At 34.5% G+C, this 18410-nt stretch carries 17 protein-coding genes; 10 read left to right on the top strand and 7 right to left on the bottom strand.

The features are described from left to right. Window positions 1–37 precede the first annotated feature (37 nt). The 7 genes from hemH to ACP7AT_RS01110 all read left to right on the top strand — a co-directional run bounded on the left by hemH (window position 38) and on the right by ACP7AT_RS01110 (window position 7414). The gene (gene hemH / locus ACP7AT_RS01140; protein ID WP_426062530.1) at window positions 38–1093 is read left to right on the top strand and encodes a ferrochelatase; all 1056 of its coding nucleotides are present in this window, start codon (window positions 38–40) and stop codon (window positions 1091–1093) included. Further along, window positions 1094–2449 carry an MATE family efflux transporter gene (locus tag ACP7AT_RS01135; protein ID WP_426062529.1) on the top strand — a complete coding sequence of 452 codons (1356 nt, stop codon included), beginning with the start codon at window positions 1094–1096 and terminating at the stop codon, window positions 2447–2449. Then, window positions 2436–2990: a CopD family protein gene (locus tag ACP7AT_RS01130; protein ID WP_426062528.1), complete on the top strand. Its 555-nt coding sequence runs from the start codon at window positions 2436–2438 to the stop codon at window positions 2988–2990. The genes ACP7AT_RS01135 and ACP7AT_RS01130 overlap by 14 nt, the downstream gene beginning before the upstream one ends. A 59-nt stretch (window positions 2991–3049) precedes the next feature. Then, a complete protein-coding gene (locus ACP7AT_RS01125; RefSeq protein ID WP_426062743.1) occupies window positions 3050–4465 on the top strand; it encodes a sensor histidine kinase in 1416 nt (471 codons plus the stop codon). Between the two features lie 10 nt (window positions 4466–4475). Further along, complete coding sequence (locus ACP7AT_RS01120; RefSeq protein ID WP_426062527.1) at window positions 4476–5258, top strand: enoyl-CoA hydratase/isomerase family protein; 783 nt, start codon at window positions 4476–4478, stop codon at window positions 5256–5258. 9 nt (window positions 5259–5267) lie between these two features. Continuing rightward, entirely contained in the window at window positions 5268–6926 is a 1659-nt protein-coding gene (locus ACP7AT_RS01115) for a hypothetical protein (RefSeq protein ID WP_426062526.1), read from the top strand. Between the two features lie 83 nt (window positions 6927–7009). After that, a complete protein-coding gene (locus ACP7AT_RS01110; protein WP_426062525.1) occupies window positions 7010–7414 on the top strand; it encodes a hypothetical protein in 405 nt (134 codons plus the stop codon). Window positions 7415–7618: 204 nt separating this feature from the next. Here ACP7AT_RS01110 and ACP7AT_RS01105 read toward each other — a convergent pair whose 3' ends face one another. The 3 genes from ACP7AT_RS01105 to ACP7AT_RS01095 all read right to left on the bottom strand — a co-directional run bounded on the left by ACP7AT_RS01105 (window position 7619) and on the right by ACP7AT_RS01095 (window position 10096). Continuing rightward, a complete protein-coding gene (locus ACP7AT_RS01105; RefSeq protein ID WP_426062524.1) occupies window positions 7619–8272 on the bottom strand; it encodes an HD domain-containing protein in 654 nt (217 codons plus the stop codon). Between the two features lie 89 nt (window positions 8273–8361). Further along, window positions 8362–9351, bottom strand: a complete 990-nt coding sequence (locus ACP7AT_RS01100; RefSeq protein WP_426062523.1) for an acyl-ACP desaturase — start codon at window positions 9349–9351, stop codon at window positions 8362–8364. Between the two features lie 10 nt (window positions 9352–9361). After that, window positions 9362–10096 carry a lysophospholipid acyltransferase family protein gene (locus ACP7AT_RS01095; protein ID WP_426062522.1) on the bottom strand — a complete coding sequence of 245 codons (735 nt, stop codon included), beginning with the start codon at window positions 10094–10096 and terminating at the stop codon, window positions 9362–9364. Between the two features lie 125 nt (window positions 10097–10221). On the opposite strand from ACP7AT_RS01095, the gene rnpA reads away from it, so the two are divergent. From rnpA to ACP7AT_RS01080, 3 genes are all read left to right on the top strand, one after another. Continuing rightward, on the top strand, window positions 10222–10632 hold the full coding sequence (gene rnpA / locus ACP7AT_RS01090) for a ribonuclease P protein component (protein WP_426062521.1): 411 nt from the start codon (window positions 10222–10224) through the stop codon (window positions 10630–10632). Window positions 10633–10731: 99 nt separating this feature from the next. Beyond that, window positions 10732–12375, top strand: a complete 1644-nt coding sequence (locus ACP7AT_RS01085) for a S41 family peptidase (protein WP_426062520.1) — start codon at window positions 10732–10734, stop codon at window positions 12373–12375. Next, entirely contained in the window at window positions 12375–13181 is an 807-nt protein-coding gene (locus ACP7AT_RS01080; RefSeq protein ID WP_426062519.1) for an OmpA family protein, read from the top strand. Before ACP7AT_RS01085 ends, ACP7AT_RS01080 begins: the two co-directional genes overlap by 1 nt. Here ACP7AT_RS01080 and ACP7AT_RS01075 read toward each other — a convergent pair. The 4 genes from ACP7AT_RS01075 to ACP7AT_RS01060 all read right to left on the bottom strand — a co-directional run bounded on the left by ACP7AT_RS01075 (window position 13143) and on the right by ACP7AT_RS01060 (window position 18221). Further along, window positions 13143–13628: a GNAT family N-acetyltransferase gene (locus ACP7AT_RS01075; RefSeq protein WP_426062518.1), complete on the bottom strand. Its 486-nt coding sequence runs from the start codon at window positions 13626–13628 to the stop codon at window positions 13143–13145. The genes ACP7AT_RS01080 and ACP7AT_RS01075 overlap by 39 nt on opposite strands. Window positions 13629–13665: 37 nt before the next feature. After that, on the bottom strand, window positions 13666–14649 hold the full coding sequence (locus ACP7AT_RS01070; protein ID WP_426062517.1) for a DUF4837 family protein: 984 nt from the start codon (window positions 14647–14649) through the stop codon (window positions 13666–13668). 48 nt (window positions 14650–14697) lie between these two features. Then, window positions 14698–16737: a LysM peptidoglycan-binding domain-containing protein gene (locus ACP7AT_RS01065; RefSeq protein WP_426062516.1), complete on the bottom strand. Its 2040-nt coding sequence runs from the start codon at window positions 16735–16737 to the stop codon at window positions 14698–14700. 296 nt (window positions 16738–17033) lie between these two features. After that, complete coding sequence (locus tag ACP7AT_RS01060; RefSeq protein ID WP_426062515.1) at window positions 17034–18221, bottom strand: phosphoglycerate kinase; 1188 nt, start codon at window positions 18219–18221, stop codon at window positions 17034–17036. Window positions 18222–18410: the final 189 nt, after the last annotated feature.

Here is an 18410-nt window from a genome sequence, read left to right as displayed (position 1 = left end):
AAGTTTAATTACTTTTGTACCAACAAAAAAAGACAACATGAAAGGTGTATTATTAGTTAATTTAGGTTCTCCGGAAAGTCCAACTCCTAAAGATGTAAAACCATATTTAGATGAATTTTTAATGGACAAATACGTAATTGACGTTCCGTTTTTGTTACGAGCATTATTAGTTCGTGGAATAATTTTACAAACAAGACCTAAAAAATCGGCTGCCGCTTACGCAAAAATATGGTGGGACGAAGGTTCTCCGCTTGTAGTGATTTCAAAGAGAATGCACTCGAAAGTTCAAAAATTAGTTGATGTTCCGGTTTCCTTAGCGATGCGTTATGGAAATCCATCTTTATTATCTGGTTTACAAGAACTACACGACAAAGGCGTAAATGAAGTACTGCTTTTTCCTTTGTATCCACAACATGCAATGGCGTCTACTACAACCATTTTAGAATTGGCTGAAGAACACCGTAAAAAGTATTTCCCAGAAATGAAATTCACTATTGTTCCTGCGTTTTACAACAAACCCGATTATTTACAAAACCTGGCTGATTCGATTAAAGGACATTTAGCCGGTTACGATTACGATCATTTATTATTCTCCTATCACGGAATCCCAGAGCGTCACATTCGTAAAACGGATATAACCAAATCACATTGTAAAATTGATGGCTCTTGTTGCAACACGCCTTCACCGGCACATGAATTTTGTTACCGTCATCAATGTTACGAAACGACTAAACAAGTGGTAAAATTATTGGGAATTCCAGAAGGAAAATACAGCCAGACTTTTCAATCGCGCTTAGCGGGAGATAAGTGGTTGACACCTTACACGGATGTTGAAGTCAACAAAATGCCTGAAAAAGGAATTAAAAAACTTGCTGTTGTAACGCCTGCTTTTGTATCTGATTGTTTAGAGACTTTGGAAGAAATTGCAATGGAAGCCAAGCATGAATTTAAAGTTCATGGGGGTGAAGAATTTTTAGCAATTCCGTGTTTGAACGACAGTGACGCTTGGTGTAAAACAGTAAGTAATTGGATTACGAATTGGTCGCACGCCTCTTCATCCATTAAAGTTGACTCCGAAAAAATAAACGCTTAAATGGCTGTTACCGCCGATGAGTTAGGAACTCAGGACATCAAAAAACTCTTAATAAAACAAGCAGTTCCGTCTTCTATTGGGATTTTATTCATGTCGGTTAATATTTTAATTGACACCATATTTGTCGGACAATGGATTGGTTCTTTGGCCATTGCGGCGGTAACCGTAGTTTTGCCTATCACCTTTTTGATTTCTTCTTTAGGAATGGCGATTGGTGTGGGCGGAGGTTCTGTACTCTCGAGAGCATTGGGAGCAAATCACAAAGAAAAAGCATTGCATACCTTTGGCAATCAAATCATGATGACTTTTTTATTGGCGTCTGTATTTGTGCTATTCGGTCTTTTTTTCAGCGCCGAAATGCTGATGCTTTTTGGCGCAAAAGGCGCCATAATGGAACCCGCAAAAGAATTTTTTATTCCCATAATAATAAGCGTTCCGTTTTTGGCACTTTGCATGATGGGGAACAACGTGATTCGGGCCGAAGGTAAGGCTAAATTTGCGATGGTGGCGATGATTATTCCCGCTTTCATAAATATTATATTAGATATTATTTTTATAAAATACCTTCATTTAGGAATGTTTGGCGCTGCTTTGGCGACAGCCATATCCTATTTCACGTGCTTCTTATTTGTATTTTGGTTTTTTTATTTTAAAAGTGAACTAAACCTAAAAGCCAGACATTTCAAATTCAATATTCCTATTGTAAAGGAAATAACAGAATTGAGTTTTGTGACATTTTCAAGACAAGGAGTGGTTAGTATTTTGGCGATAATCCTAAATCACACTTTATACACGTATGGCGGCGAACATTCCGTTGCCATTTATGGAATTATAAGCCGAATGTTGATGTTTGCTTTATTTCCAATTCTGGGAATTACGCAAGGATTTCTGCCAATTGCAGGTTTTAATTACGGTGCCGGAAATTATGAAAGAGTGAAAGAAATTGTGCAGCTTTCGATTAAATACGCCGCTTTTTTAGCCACATTGATTTTTGTGGTTATTCTAATTTTTGCCAAACCTATCGTTGCTGTTTTTACTACAGATCCACTCGTGATTGACCAAACTCCGGAAGCGTTGCGCTGGGTTTTTGCGGCTTCGCCAATTATTGCCGTTCAACTCATTGGCGCGGCTTATTTTCAAGCGGCGGGAAAGGCAAAAAAAGCATTGCTTTTGACCTTAAGTAAGCAAGGATTTTTCCTAATTCCGTTAGTGCTGATTCTACCAAATTTTTTAGGTATTTTTGGCGTGTGGATTGCATTCCCAATTGCGGATATCTTATCAACAATACTGACTGGATATTTTTTAAATAAAGAAATAAATACAAAACTGATTCAAACTAACGATGGAATACTATAATTACCTTAAATCCTTACACCTTATCTTTGTAATTACATGGTTTGCAGGATTATTTTATATCGTCCGCTTGTTCGTTTACCAAATTGAAGCCGCACAAAAACCTTCACCAGAGAAAGAAATTTTACAAAAACAGTACAAAATAATGACCTACCGTTTGTGGTATATTATCACTTGGCCGTCAGCAGTTTTGGCTAGTATTTTTGCTTTTTGGATGTTGTTTTTTACGGATTTAGGTCAAGCGTGGTTAAAAATGCCTTGGATGCACGTAAAACTTGGTTTCGTATTTGCGCTGTATTTGTACCATGCAAAATGCCAACAAATATTCAATCAATTGCAAAATGACGAGGTTAAATATACCACAACTTTTATGCGATTGTGGAATGAAGGAGCCACGATAATCCTTTTTGCGGTGGTTTTTTTAGTGGTTTTAAAAAATGCCGTCAACTGGCTTTATGGTGTGATTGGGATTTTCTTATTTTCCATTTTAATAATGCTGGGCTTTAAATTTTACAAAAAAATTAGAGAAAGAAATCAATCTTAATTATGTTCAAAAGTTTTAAAATAGCAATGCTTTCATTACGAATCAGGATTTTCCTTTCGATGATTGTATTGATATTAATGGCTTCTGTGATATTGGCTTCCATATCTATTATCCAATTTAAAAACGAAGCCAAAGAATACCACCAAGAGCGACTGGAACGCAATGAAAACGCAGTAAAGCAGCACATCAATTTCATACTTTCCACAACCACTTATCCAATGACTTCCGGGAATTTAGACTTAATTTTCAAAGATAAAATTCACGAATTAGCCCACATTCACAATATTGAAATCAACATTTACAGTCTGGAAGGAAAATTACTGAAATCCTCAAAAGAATCATTTTCGGTTGATAAGGTGGCTCCGCCAATTCCCAAATACATTTTAAAACTGGTTCGTTCTTCGATTGAAAAAAGATACGTGGACATTAAAACTATTGATGGCAAAAAAAATCGTTCTGCTTTCAGCCAAATTAAAGACGACAAATTCAAACCACTGGGGATCTTAAATTTACCTTATGTAGAAGATGACGGCTACTATGAAAATGAATTGAAAAGTTTTCTAATTCGTCTGGGGCAGGTTTACGCTTTCATGCTTATTATCGCTTTCGCCTTCGCTTATTTTCTATCGTCCTATATCACAAAATCATTAAAAACAATTTCGGATAAGTTAAGCGAAACGAGTTTAAATCAAAAAAACGAAAAAATTGTTCTGGAGGCCAACAGCAAGGAAATTAACTTACTGATAAAAGCGTACAACGGGATGGTGGATGAACTAGAGAAAAGCGCCATAAAACTCGCGCAAAGCGAGCGTGAAGAAGCGTGGCGCGAAATGGCCAAACAAGTGGCGCATGAAATTAAGAATCCGCTTACGCCAATGCGATTAACGGTGCAGAGTTTTCAGCGGAAATTTGACCCGACTGACCCCAATGTAAAGCAGAGAATGAACGACTACTCAGAAACTTTAATTCAACAAATTGATACCATGAGTGCGGTAGCTTCGGCTTTTTCGAATTTTGCATCGATGCCGGCACAGCAAAACGAAACTCTAAACGTGGTGGAAGTAGTAGAGCTAGCGATGGATATTTTCAATGAAGAATATATTGAATTCCAAAGTGATTCGCCCGAAATTATTTCGAAAATTGACCGAACGCAACTCATCCGAATTATCACGAATTTAGCGAAAAATGCCATTCAATCGATACCGGAACAACAGGAAATTAAATCGGTTGTGGTACGCATCAGAAAAGAAGCAAACAACGTGTTAATTACGGTTTCTGACAACGGAATCGGCATTCAACCTAAAGACATCAGCCGTATATTTGAACCAAAATTCACCACCAAAAGCAGCGGTATGGGTCTTGGTCTTGGAATTATAAAAAACATTATAGAAAATTATAAAGGAACGATTACCTTTGAAACTGAATTTGGAAAAGGAACTACTTTTATTGTCTCACTCCCAATAATTAACCCCTAAAAATACACTTATGAATTACGAAAATATTTTAATTGCAACCGAAAATAACATTGCAACGATTACCATTAATCGTCCGACCAAACTCAACGCTTTAAATGTTGAAACTATTTCTGATTTGAATAAAGCGTTCAAAACATTGGGGAAAAACGATGAAATTCGTGTTATTATTTTAACGGGAAGTGGTGAAAAAGCATTTGTAGCCGGCGCTGATATCTCTGAATTTGCTCATTTTTCGATTGAAGAAGGAACGCTACTCGCGGCAGAAGGACAAGAAAAATTATTTGATTTTATAGAAAATTTAAAAACCCCGGTAATTGCAGCAGTCAATGGTTTCGCACTGGGTGGCGGATTAGAATTAGCGATGGCGTGTCATTTCAGAGTTGCTTCTGAAAATGCAAAGATGGGATTACCTGAAGTTTCACTGGGCGTAATTCCGGGTTATGGCGGAACGCAACGTTTGCCACAATTGATAGGAAAAGGACGCGCAATGGAGATGATTATGACCGCAGGAATGGTAACGGCGCAAGATGCCTACAGAACTGGACTGGTAAATCACGTAGTGCCTGAAGCTGAACTTTTAGACTACTGTGTGAGTGTGGCCAATAAAATAATAAAGAACTCTCCTTACGCTATTGGTAAAGCTATAAAAGCGGTCAATGCTAATTTCAAAGAAGGAAAAAATGGGTATGAAGCCGAAATAAAAGCTTTTGGAAAATGTTTTGGAACCGAAGATTTTAAAGAAGGAACGACGGCTTTCTTGGAGAAAAGAAAAGCGGTATTTACTGGTAAATAATAAAATTAAATGAGAAAATTATATGTTTATTTAATTTTTGCTTTATTATCAAGTCAATTATTTTGTCAAAACATTCCTTTCAAACTTGAAAAGAGTGAAGAGTTTAAGGATGATGTCAAAAAATCAAACATTGTTTTGACTGAAACTAATGAGAGTGGAAATACCTTAATCGTTCGATCCTATAATGATAATGGATTATCAAATTACAGTGGCTTTTATATAGAGCATATAGATTCTAATTTAAAAATCCAAAAGACGTTAGATTTCGAAATGAAACATCCAAATTATCAAAAAAACAATATCGTTTTGGGTATTTATTCTGTTAAAAATGAAGTCAAGATTATTGAGTTTTATTATGATTTGAATGATAAATCATATGTTTGTCAAGCAAATATCATAACAGATGATTTTTTAATCTCTAAAAAAGAATTGTTTAGAATCTCGAAGGAAAAAATGAAAGAAACAGGGACAATTTCTTTAGAAAAGGAGTTTTTTAATCGTACAAAAGGAAACTGGACAAATGATAATTCAGGAGAAATAAAATCAGAAAATGATATTTCAAAAAATTCCAGTTTTTTTGAATTTTCATGGGAGGGTAAATCAGAAATATCAAAAAATCAAAAAGGCTCTGATATTGTAATGACTGTGAATGGTAACAAAAGTGCCTTTGCCATCGCAATAGATTACAATAGTGAGAATAAAGAATTTGTGAAATTATATTTATTTGACAATCAGTTGAACAAAAAAATCGACACCGATTTTAATAGAGAAATTAAAGATAAAAATCATAATCTAGAGAACATTCAAGTTTCACCTGATGGGAGAGCCATAAGCTTATTGGCAAAAAGTTATTTAGAAATCCAAAAAGAAAAGAAAGAAGGCGGAAAATACCTATTTGAAATCACAAAAATAACAGCTGAATCACAAAAATCGCAATTCATAGATACTCATGAAAATTTTGTTGGCTCTTTAAAATCTATTTTTCACAATAATGAAATTATTTGTTTGGGTTTTTATTCTGACATTAAAGATTATAAATTTAAAGGAATTTGTTATTATAAGTTAGATTCCAATTCTTTAACCATTTTGCAATCAAAATATAATTTGTTTACAGAACAATTTATGGTTGACAAATATGGGGAAGACAAAGACAAAGCACTTAAGTTTTTAACGTTCAAAAAAATATTTTTCTCTGTAAACAATGATTTATTTTTTAATGCACAAGAGGAATATTTAACCAGTGATACGAATAATAGAACTTATTTTAATTATGATGACATTGTAGCTGCAAAATTAGATTCTGAAGGAAATCTTTTGTGGGCAAGAAATATTAATAAAAGACAAGCAATTCCATCTTACGAGGACGAATCATTTATTTCTTACACTTCATTGGTAAATGAAAATTTCAGTTATTTCTTTATTAACACTGGTGAAAAAATTAAAAAAATTAAAAACGATAGAATTGAATTCGGTCAAATTAGAAAAAACAAATCGAATTTGAATGTAATAAGAATCAGTATGGACGGAGATTTTGATTATAAAGAAATTCTTGATGATGAAAATAGCTCAGTTACTTACATGGTTTCAAAAGGGGGGATTATTAATAATTCTGCTATTTTTTTAGGTAGAAAAGGAACAAAAAAGCAATTACTAAAAATTAATTTGTAAAATTTATTTGTAAAAAACAAACATCAAATTACTTTACTTTTGAAAATTCATTTCTGAAAATAATATATAAAAATTTTAAACTTATGTCCTTCCAACCTGTATTTGTACTTTTCTGGGAAAAGGTAAAACAAAGTATTGAAAACCATACCTACGCTAAATTAACGCTGGCCAAAACCATTGGCGATACAGAATTGAAAAATATTTATGTGCGTCCTGTTTTACTGGAAAATGACGTGTTCAGTCTTTCGGTTACGGCGCGTTACAAAACCGAGGAAATAGAAAGTTTTCATACTATTGATGAAGCTTTTATTATATTGGCTCCGTATATGAATAATCCGTTTTTAACCGCTTTACTGTTTACAACAGAAAATGACATTACTTTTAAACTCAATAAAAAAAGAGTGGGAACCATTATTGAGCAAGCACCAACTTTTAAAAACGCTTCAGATGTGATTTTGGAAATGAAAGTTAAAGGAATTACGATTTAAGATTTTTGATTAATCCCGATAGCTATCGGGACTGATTTTTGATTTAAAATCAGCAATCGAAAAAACATCTGAAATTTAAAATTAGTAGTCATTAATCAGTTGATGGTTTGCGTGTAAAACAAAACTATATTCAATTTTTTTTCTACTAAAGCAGTAGTTTTTTAACGTCAATAAACTGAATACTAAAAACTGAATACTATTTTCTTACTTCTCTCCTTCCCATTCCGCATAAAACTGCGCCAGAAATCCTTCCATATAACGGTGCCTTTCTTGTGCGATTTGTTTTCCGGTCTCGGTATTCATCTTATCTTTCAAAAGCAATAACTTTTCGTAAAAATGATTTAACGTTGGAGAATCATTCTTCTTGTATTCTTCTTTGGTCATACTGGAATTTGGAGCAATTTTAGGATCGTAGATTGCTCTGTTTTTAAATCCGCCATAATTGAACGTTCTGGCGATTCCAATGGCTCCAATCGCGTCTAAACGATCCGCGTCCTGAACCACATCCAATTCTATTGAAGAAAATTTCTTTTCGAAATTGCCGCCTTTGTACGAAATGTTTTCAATAATATCAACCACATGCTTGATGGTTTCTTCGTCAACTTTTTCCGATTCTAAAAATTCGCGGGCAATTCTTGGTCCGACGGTTTCATCACCATCATGAAACTTACTGTCGGCAATATCATGAAGCAAAGCGCCAAGTTTGACAACGGTGGTATCACAAACTTCACTTTTCGAAATCAGAACGGAATTCTTAAACACTCTTTCAATATGAAACCAGTCGTGTCCGCCTTCGGCATTTTCTAGTTTTTCTTTTACAAAAAGAATCGTTTTACTTATTAAATCAGGATTTATCATTATTTTTATACTTTTAAAAAAAATGTTGAACTTCGAAGTTTACCAACTTCAAAATCCAACATTTTAACCTTTATTTCGAACTAAAAAATCTATCTTACTAATGCTGGCTCTACCCATTTAAAAATATGCGATTCTTGTGGAATTACCATTCTCTCGGAAATTTTTGCCATTCTACCCGGTAATTTCATCAAGTAATCACGTGCTTTCTCTGCTTCATCTGTCAAACCGGAAATTTTATCAATTTCCCATTTCTCAATTAATTTTTGCATAATGTCTACATAATCCGCTGCTGTGTAAACCCCTATTCTTTGCGCAGAATCAGAAAACTGCTCAAAAGCGGTACTAATTTTTTGACCTGATTCTCTCAAGAAATGTGCAGGCATAACGATTTTTGCTTTCATCATGTATTGAAAGGCAAGCATCATTTCACTTGGATCTATTTGAAAAATACGGGTAACAAATTCACTGTATGCATGATGATGACGCATCTCGTCACCAGCAATCATTTTGCACATTTTAGACAATTTGTTATCGCCATATTTCTTGGCCATTTGCGCTACTCTGTTATGGGAGACGTAAGTTGCTAATTCCTGAAAACTAGTATACACAAAGTTTTTGTATGGATCTCTTCCGGTACCAATATCAAAACCGTCGTTGATCAGGTGTTGCGTTGTCATTTCTACTTCACGCATGTTTACACGACCTGATAAATACAAATATTTGTTGAGCAAATCGCCATGACGATTTTCCTCACCAGTCCACTGCCTGATCCATTTAGACCAACCGTTTCGCTCTACATTATCAATTCCTTCTACGTCCATTAACCAGGATTCGTAGGTTGGTAAAGCTTCTTCAGTAATGGTATCCCCTACTAAAGTTACCCAGAAATCATAAGGTAATTCTTTTGCAATTTCACGTAATTCTTTGACCTCATCAAAAAAAGTATCACTTTGGGAATTGGGCAAAAAATCAGTTGGTTGCCATATTTTCTCCACTGGAATTAAATACTGATCGACAAAGCTGTCTACGTTTTTTTCCAAAAACTGCATTACTTCTAATCGAATGTTTTTTATTGACATTATATATAAATTAAATTTTTATTCCTTTAACAACTGCTGTTTCTGTTTTTTCCATTAATTCAGAAAAATCATAGTCTTTAACCGCTAACGGTTTATGTACTACAAAGGTAAGGCGATTTCCTAAACCTAAAGGAAAAAACCCGTATTTAACTATTTCCCAAGAATTGTTTATGCTCACTGGAACCACGTATGACGACGGCGCGTGCTTACATAAAATTTTTAAACCGCTTTGCGCAAACTCTTTTGGTTTTCCCGTTTTACTTCGCGTTCCTTCCGGAAAAATAACTGCTGAACGGTTGTGTTTTTCAATATATTCTGCTAATCCTTTGATGGCCGGAATCGCTTGTTTTGGATCTTTACGATCGATAAGAACAGAACCTCCATGACGTAAATTGAATGACACGCTTGGGATACCGCTTCCTAATTCTTTTTTACTTACAAATTTACAATGAAAACGACGAAAAAACCAAATCATCGCAATAATATCGTACATACTTTGATGATTGGACACAAAAATTAAAGGCACGTTTTTAGGGATGCTTTCTATATTTTCAAATTTGTACGTTGTTCCCAAGAGATTTGTGCATCTCAATAAGAAAAAATTCAAGTAATCGACACTTACTTTATGAGCTTGATAGCCAAAAACATGGAAGCAAACCCACTGAATTGGATGAAAAATAACCAAAGTAAGAAAGAAAAATAAATAATAAATTACGGAAATGGGATACGAAATCAGTTTTTGCATGCTTTAAAAATTTGTCGCAAAAGTAAGAAATATATTTTTAGCGGTATTTAAATCAGAAACAATATACCGGCTCGACGTTTAATCGTAACTTTGCAAGTCAAAATCTATGTCTTTTTTCAATTAAAATGAACTTCACTTACCCAAAAAACGAAAAGCTAAAAAGTAAAATCACCATTGGATTATTATTTACCGAAGGGAAATCAGTATCTAAATATCCGTTGCGATTGGTCTATAAAGCCGGTTCTTTTACCGAAGGCGAAAAAATAAAAATGGGCGTTTCGGTTTCAAAAAAAAATTTTAAGAAAGCCGTAGACCGCAATTATTTCAAAAGGGTATTACGCGAAACTTACCGTCTGAACAAACACCTTTTGATTGACAATTTGGACCAACCGTATTCCTTTATGTTTTTTTACCAAACGAAGGAACGACTGACATACGAGGAAATTAATACCAAAACCATTCAGTTGTTTGAGAAGTTTATTGCTCAAAACATTAAAAAACCAGAATCAGCAATCGATTCTATTTCTGAAATTTAAATACTTAACCCATTCTAATTTGAACTAAGTAATCTTTGATTCCTTTATGCATAATTATTTGGCGAATTATAGTTATTTTAGTGACCTCAAATTTAGTTAATGAAATCCATGAACTTCTTCAAAAAAAAATTCATAATTCCAGTTGTCGCTTCGGCATTTCTGTTTATTGGAACCAGTTTCAAAGACGATTTTTTCGAAATCGCCAAGCAAATCGAGATATTCACCACTCTTTTCAAAGAATTGAACCGGAATTATGTCGATGAAACAAATCCTGGAGAACTAATGGACAAGGCCATCAAAGGAATGCTGGCTAATTTAGATCCGTACACCGTTTATTTCAATGAGCAGGATGTCGTGCGATTCAAGATAAACAACACCGGAGAATATACCGGAATAGGCGCTTTATTGACTCGGAAAGAAGACAAATTAATTGTGAAAGAACCCTATAAAGATTTCCCTGCCGACAAAGCGGGTTTAAAAGCCGGAGACGAAATTATTCAGGTGGGGGATGTACTTTTATCTGCATTTAAAGACGAGGCTTTTCAACTTTTTAAAGGTACCAAAAACACTAAGATTGACATCAAATACATCCGTCAGGGAAAAGTGAACACTACCCAGATTATTCTGGATGAAGTCGAAATCAAATCGGTTCCTTTTTTCGCAAAAATAGATGACAAAACCGGTTATATTGTGTTGTCACATTTTAACAAAAAAGCATCATTGGAAACCAAAGAAGCTTTGGAAAAACTCAAAAAAGAAGGTGCTGAACGCATTATTTTGGATGTAAGAGACAATCCGGGAGGACTTTTGAATGAAGCCGTGAATATCTGTAATTTATTTGTTCCAAAAAACGAAATTATTGTTACTACAAAATCAAAAATAGAGAAACACAACAGCACGTACAAAACGACCAAAGATCCTGTAGATACTGAAATCCCTTTGATTATTCTTGTTAACGGCCGAAGTGCTTCGGCATCTGAAATCGTGGCTGGGGCGCTTCAGGATTTAGATCGGGCTGTGGTGGTGGGAAGCCGCAGTTTTGGAAAAGGACTGGTGCAAAGACCAGTAGATTTGACTTATGGAACGCAACTAAAAGTAACTATTTCCCGCTATTACACGCCATCCGGAAGATGCATTCAAGCTTTGGATTATTCTCGAAAAGACAAAAATGGAATGGCCATAAAAACAGAAGAAGCAAACTTCAATGCTTTTAAAACCCGAAAAGGCAGAACCGTTTATGACGGCGGAGGAATCCAGCCTGACGTGGAATTAGAAGAAACTAAATCAAGTCCAATAACGGCTGCTTTGTTAAAAAATGATGGGATTTTCAACTACGCCACGACCTATTATTATAAAAACCCGAATTTAGGAAATCAGATTCCAGTCATTTCTGATGCGGATTATTTAGATTTCAAACAGTTTCTGAAAGTACAGAAATTCTCCTTTGATACGGAAACAGAATTGGCTTTAAAAAATACTTTGGCTGTTGCTAAAAAAGAAAAATTAGACCAATCTATTCTCACCGAATATCAACAATTGCTGGCCGCACTTCAGAAAAGTGAAAATGTTTTATTGGATAAAAACCAAAAAGAAATCAAAAATCTAATGGTCGATGAAATCATTAAACGCTACCAATATCAAGAAGGATTGTATCAATATTACACCAAAAACAATTCGGAAATTAAAAAAGCGGTAAGCATTTTAAACAATAACTCGGAATACAAGTCTATTCTCAAAATATAATGAAAAAATCGTTTGCAATATTTCTGCTTCTTTTTTCGAGCTATCTAACTGCTCAGGGAAAACCTATAGAAACGGTGTATTTTGAATTTGATAAATTCACACTTTATGAAGATCAAATACAAATTATAATTGATTTCATGAAAAATGCGGATACCACAAAAATTGAATCAATACAAATTTATGGATATTGTGACGACAGAGGAGCCAATGATTATAATTTTGCATTGTCAAAAAAAAGAGTTATTACGGTACAAAACATTCTTACGGCAAATGGTTTTAACAATAACAAAATTGTAATTATTGAAGGCAAAGGCCGTGTAATTCTGCAAAAAGAAATGGTGGAAAACCTGTCCGAAACCCGTTCAAAAAACAGACGCGTCGACTTGTTTATTGTCAAGAAAAACAGTTTTGCAAATGGGTTATACAATTCGTTTCAAGATAATCATAAAGTGGGAGATCGTATTTATCTGGAAAACATCCTTTTCCCTCTTGGAAGCAGCGCATTAACGGAACAATCCAAGAAAGAATTAGATAGAATTGCGGTTCTTTTTCAAAAACAAAAAACATTGGAATTCCAAATCAGAGGACACGTTTGTTGTACTCCAAGTAATTACTCGGATGCCATCGATAATGAAACTCGGGAGCGTAAACTTTCTTTGAATCGAGCCAAAAATGTTTACAAATACCTTATAAATAAAGGCGTAAACAGTCTTAGGATGCACTATGTTGGCAGTGGAAATAAATTCCCTTTAGATCAGGGAGAAGCACTAGACCGTAGAGTTGAATTTATAATTTTGAAAATCTAATTCCCCTCTTTTCATCTCAATATGCGGAATATCGTCTTCAAGATACATTTCACTGGTTTGCACAAATCCATGACTTTCATAAAATTTTTTCAAATATAATTGAGCTCCGATAGTGATTTTACTTTCACCAAAATGATGCGAAATTCCTGTAATTGATTCTCGCATTAGGTCATGTCCCCACTTTCTGTCGCGGTAATTTGCATCAACAGTAACGCGGCCAATCGATGCATTATCAAAACTGATTCCGGGTTTAAAAAGTCTGGAATGAGATACAATTTTCCCTTCAAATACGCCAATAAGATGCAAAGCCACTTTGTCCTTTCCATCAAGATCTAAATAAACACAGTTTTGTTCCACCACGAAAATCTCGCTTCTTAGACGCAGTAAATCGTAAAGTTCGTAAACTGTCAGGGCATCAAATGCCTTAATTTCCCATTGTATTGTCATGCTTAGTTTCTTTTTATAAAATGCAAATAAAAGAAATTTAAAGCTCTCTTTTAACAATAACCACGGATTTCATGATAGCTTCCAGTTCATGCATTAAATCCCGTTTGTCTTTTGATGGTGCGTAACAAAATCCTTCTAATACCAAAACGCGATTATAATCCTTATCAATAATAGCATAATTGATAAAAGGTCCCGACATAAAATCATTGTTTAGCTGCCATGTTCCTTTTGTCTCGTAAGTGTCCTTTCCATCAAGGTTGATTTTAGAAAGATAAGGCGCATACCCCTCTTCAGTAATCATGTTCGTATCTGGTTCCTTTCCGCTAATATATAAATTGCCTATAGAATCGCGCATTTTAATGATACTTGCGATTAAATCCTTGTCTTTATTTAAGGTATTCAAAGGAACTTGATATAATAAAAGACTCGTATTCCCGCCAATAATTTCTTTTTTTAGCCACATAAAATTACTCTTTTGAAGCACATAAGCATATCCGGAAGGAATCTGTAAAGTAATGTGAAACTTGTTCTCTATTATTTTGGGATCTATCAATGACTGACTGTTTATTCGCTGATTCTCTGCAATTTCAGCCTGTTTGATTATTTGAATCATTTGCGGAGCATTTTTTTCAATGCAAGCAATAATATCAGTGGCTGTTTTGCCAGAAATATGAAATACATTTTGAGGAGATGCGTATTGGTCTTTTCGGATTTCAAACTTGTTTTCTTCCGCTTTTTTGACCACAATAATTGCTCGGGTATCCGTCATAAATCCTTCTAAAAGCTTGACTGGATATTGATTGATGTTGAATAATGGCTCTTCTTGAGGCAAACCTATTACCGGGGATGCAAACTTGTTTCGTATGCTGTCTCCAATATCACCGTTCCATAACTGATCATCAATAATAACCGAAATCGTGTTGATTTTACCAGTTGTTTTACGAGTCAAATGATTATTTTCCTTTTTACAGGAAAACAACAGCAGAGAAACAAAAAGAAATAAAATATGGGCTTTATTCATTACTATTCTATTATAAAGTAAAACCCAAATTTATAGAAGTTTATGCTATTATCCGTTTATTTTTAACTTCATTCCTGGTTTAATATCTTCATTGCGAATACCGTTCCATTTTTTTAGGTCGGAAATGGTTACGCCAGGGTATTTTTTGGCAATACTAAATAAAGAATCTCCTTTTATAACGTAATAATCGGTACTTACTTTTTTGGATGCTGAGGTAACGCTTGATTGGTTTTTGAAAGAATTAATTGTCGCTTGATCCGTAACAATTGCAATTTCATCTTTGGCAACAATTAATGTTTTTCCAATAGCAATAGTGTTGTCCGGTAAATCATTCCATTGTTTTAAATTAACCACGGAAGTGCCGAATTTATTGGCGATATTTCCTAAATTATCTCCTTTTAAAACTGTATATTCACTATTTTTACGTTCAGGATTTATGACTAATTCTTGTTTTGAAATCAACTCTTTCTTGGCAACCTGAAGTGATGTTCCAAACCGAACACTGTCATCTAAAAGTCCGTTCCACGTTTGAATATCCGCAACGGAAACATCATGTTTTTGGGCAATGCTTCCCAAATTATCTCCTTTTTGAACCACATAAACTTTTGAAGAACCATTTGACAATGGTGCTGAATTAGTGTTTATTTTGGATGCAGAGACAACTGTATTTTGATTTTTCGAAACAACTTGAGAAGCAACATTATCAGAATCCGATTCTTTCTTTAAGGATTTAACCACACTGTGGCTCGAAATAATTTTCAGGCTTTTGCCATACGTAAGCGTATTGCTTTTCAGGTTATTCCATTTTTTTATTTCGGAAATCGAAACGTCGTATCTACTCGCTACAGCAGTTAGATTGTCTCCTCGTTTAACTTTATAGTAAGACGTTTTAGGCAAAGTAACGCGTTGCACAGTGTAATTAGCCGTATCTCTTACCACCATTGCTTTTGTTATCTGAAATGGTCTTTCACGTTTGTCTACTTCATACTGAACGTACGCGTAAATTTGAGGTTCATTGGAGGCAAAAAGAGCAACTTTCTCCTGTGGTAATCTCAAAAAATGATTTTCATCATGATAAAAAGGAACTATATTCAGTTTATAGGATGGATTGAGAAGCTGTAATTGAACTACGGGAACATCAAGCAAATCAGATATGTGTTTGAATGACATTTGCTTTTTAATCATGATGGTATCCGTGGCAAAATGCTTTATTGCTGCTCTGTTGGGAACGATTCCGTGCTCCTTATGGTATTCATAAATATACATTGTCGCTAAGAACGCCGGAACATATCCTTGTGTTTCTTTGGGAAGATTTTTTCTGATATTCCAATAATTTTGTTGACCGCCGGAACGTCTGATCGCTTTTGAAACATTTCCTGGACCAGAGTTATAAGAAGCCAAAACCAAATCCCAGTCACCAAAAATTCTGTACATATTAGTCATGTATTGGGCTGCCGCTTCGCTGGATTTGATTGGATCGCTGCGTTCATCTATGTAAGAATCAATTTTCAATCCATATTGTTTTCCGGTTTGATACATAAATTGCCACAATCCGGTAGCGCCCATTTTAGAAACTGCTTTTGGATTTAAAGCCGATTCCACCACAGCTAAATATTTAATTTCTAGAGGGACATTTTGTTTGGCCAAAGCCTCTTCAAACATGGGAAAATAATACTCTGAAACAGCCATCAATCGTTCAAAAGATTTTTTTCTGTTCTTCAAAAATGATTTGATGATGTTTTCTAATCCTTGATTGTATTCAATATTGAAAGGAGATTTAGCATCCATTGCCTCCAATCTTTCTTTAAGAAGTTCAGTTGACAATTCATACTCAATTTTTTCGTCGATATTAACATTCTTAATATCATCCGAAATGGTGTTGTATAAATCTAAATTGGTTAATTCCTTCATCCACAAACTATCGACGCAAGCTGCTAAATCGTCTTTTACGAAGGTTTTCTTTATGGAATCTAAATAGGATAATTTTGTTTCTACTTTTTTAAAGTCTCTATTTACAACTGCTTCTTGCGAAAATAAATGTACGGATGCTAATAGAAAAAACGACAGGGTGGTATTTTTTATATTCATATTTTTACGATCAAAGACCTATATTACAAATGATTACAAAGCTTTTTTTTTACAAACATAGTGGGTTAAAACTAAAATTTTATTTAAATATTGTTAAAAAAGCATTATTTGCATCATTCATAAAGAATTTTCTCCTGATTCGATAATTAAAATAACGATAAAAAATGAATACTTTAAAATAAAAAACCTCAGCAATAAATCGTTTATCGCCAAGGTTTTCATTTTACTATAACAGTATTTTTTTAATTTAAAATAATTAAAATCTAACCGTTACTATTTGTTTTGCAACAGCTGCATTAATCCAAAATCGCTGCAATTCCTGGCAATACTTTTCCTTCCAGCATTTCCAGCATTGCTCCTCCACCGGTTGAAACATAGCTTACTTTGTCTTCAAGACCAAATTGTTTTACAGCAGCAACGGAATCACCTCCACCTACTAGAGAAAATGCTCCGTTTGCCGTAGATTCAGCGATAAAGTTACCCAAAGCAATAGTTCCGGTAGCAAAATTTTCCATTTCAAAAACGCCCAATGGTCCGTTCCAGAGAATCGTTTTTGATTCCATGATTACTTTTTTAAAGTTTTCTAATGATTTTGGACCTGCGTCCAAACCTTGCCAGCCGTCCGGAATTTCTTTTACATCCACAATTTGCGTTTCGGCATCATTTGCGAAAGCGTTTGCCGCCACAACATCAACCGGAATATGAATTTGTACTCCTTTTTCTTTAGCTAATCGCAATATTTCTAATGCCAATTCTTGTTTATCATCTTCACAAATAGAATCGCCAATTTTACCGCCTAATGCTTTTACAAAAGTAAAAGTCATTCCTCCACCAATAATCATGTGATCCACCTTGTCCAAAATATTCTCGATAACCGTAATTTTAGAAGACACTTTAGATCCACCAAGAACTGCTGTTACCGGTTTTTTACTATTTTTCAAAACTTTGTTCAAGCTTTCAATTTCTTTTGCCAATAATAATCCGAAACATTTCTCTGTTGGAAAAAACTGAGCGATAATTGTAGTCGACGCGTGCGCTCTGTGTGCTGTTCCAAAAGCGTCGTTTACATAAATATCACCAAGTGACGCCAATTCTTTTGCGAAAGCAATATCACCTGCTTCTTCTTCACTATGAAAACGTAAATTTTCCAACAATAAAACTTCTCCAGCCTTCAATTTCTCAGCTGCATCTTTCGCTACTGAACCAATGCAGTCAGCGGCGAACTGAACCGGAACTCCAAGAATATCTGTTGCTGTTTTCAAAATGTGTTTCAAAGAATGTTTTTCCTCCACACCTTTTGGTCTGCCTAAATGTGACATCAAAATCACACTTCCGCCTTGAGCAAGAATCGCATCAATGGTAGGTTTCGCAGCTTCGATACGAGTGGCATCCGTTACATTTAAATTTTCGTCCAAAGGCACATTGAAATCAACACGAATTATGGCTTTTTTATTTGCAAAATTGAAATCACTTAACGTTTTCATCAGAATATTTTTTAGTTTGTTTTTTTTGAAAGAGTAACAAATATAGAACTTTTAAAGCAGTACTAAATTAGAGAAAATTATATAAAATCAATTTTTAGCAACGAAATCGATGTAAATTAATAAATACTGCTATTTTTTAATAATTTATGCGGCAATTGCTCTTAGTATAGCCAAATTAAATTTTAAAAT

This window comes from Flavobacterium sp. DSP2-3-1 (genome assembly GCF_049896865.1).
Classification (GTDB): domain Bacteria; phylum Bacteroidota; class Bacteroidia; order Flavobacteriales; family Flavobacteriaceae; genus Flavobacterium.
The sequence above is the reverse complement of the archived record's forward strand: the minus strand, read 5'-3'. Positions and strand labels throughout refer to the sequence as shown.

Bases quoted from the DNA above. Each gene is read 5' to 3' on its own strand.
- hemH (WP_426062530.1), top strand. From the start codon at position 38: ATGAAAGGTGTATTATTAGTTAATTTAGGTTCTCCGGAAAGTCCAACT.
- ACP7AT_RS01135 (WP_426062529.1), top strand. From the start codon at position 1,094: ATGGCTGTTACCGCCGATGAGTTAGGAACTCAGGACATCAAAAAACTC.
- ACP7AT_RS01130 (WP_426062528.1), top strand. From the start codon at position 2,436: ATGGAATACTATAATTACCTTAAATCCTTACACCTTATCTTTGTAATT.
- ACP7AT_RS01125 (WP_426062743.1), top strand. From the start codon at position 3,050: ATGATTGTATTGATATTAATGGCTTCTGTGATATTGGCTTCCATATCT.
- ACP7AT_RS01120 (WP_426062527.1), top strand. From the start codon at position 4,476: ATGAATTACGAAAATATTTTAATTGCAACCGAAAATAACATTGCAACG.
- ACP7AT_RS01115 (WP_426062526.1), top strand. From the start codon at position 5,268: ATGAGAAAATTATATGTTTATTTAATTTTTGCTTTATTATCAAGTCAA.
- ACP7AT_RS01110 (WP_426062525.1), top strand. From the start codon at position 7,010: ATGTCCTTCCAACCTGTATTTGTACTTTTCTGGGAAAAGGTAAAACAA.
- ACP7AT_RS01105 (WP_426062524.1), bottom strand. From the start codon at position 8,272: ATGATAAATCCTGATTTAATAAGTAAAACGATTCTTTTTGTAAAAGAA.
- ACP7AT_RS01100 (WP_426062523.1), bottom strand. From the start codon at position 9,351: ATGTCAATAAAAAACATTCGATTAGAAGTAATGCAGTTTTTGGAAAAA.
- ACP7AT_RS01095 (WP_426062522.1), bottom strand. From the start codon at position 10,096: ATGCAAAAACTGATTTCGTATCCCATTTCCGTAATTTATTATTTATTT.
- rnpA (WP_426062521.1), top strand. From the start codon at position 10,222: ATGAACTTCACTTACCCAAAAAACGAAAAGCTAAAAAGTAAAATCACC.
- ACP7AT_RS01085 (WP_426062520.1), top strand. From the start codon at position 10,732: ATGAAATCCATGAACTTCTTCAAAAAAAAATTCATAATTCCAGTTGTC.
- ACP7AT_RS01080 (WP_426062519.1), top strand. From the start codon at position 12,375: ATGAAAAAATCGTTTGCAATATTTCTGCTTCTTTTTTCGAGCTATCTA.
- ACP7AT_RS01075 (WP_426062518.1), bottom strand. From the start codon at position 13,628: ATGACAATACAATGGGAAATTAAGGCATTTGATGCCCTGACAGTTTAC.
- ACP7AT_RS01070 (WP_426062517.1), bottom strand. From the start codon at position 14,649: ATGAATAAAGCCCATATTTTATTTCTTTTTGTTTCTCTGCTGTTGTTT.
- ACP7AT_RS01065 (WP_426062516.1), bottom strand. From the start codon at position 16,737: ATGAATATAAAAAATACCACCCTGTCGTTTTTTCTATTAGCATCCGTA.
- ACP7AT_RS01060 (WP_426062515.1), bottom strand. From the start codon at position 18,221: ATGAAAACGTTAAGTGATTTCAATTTTGCAAATAAAAAAGCCATAATT.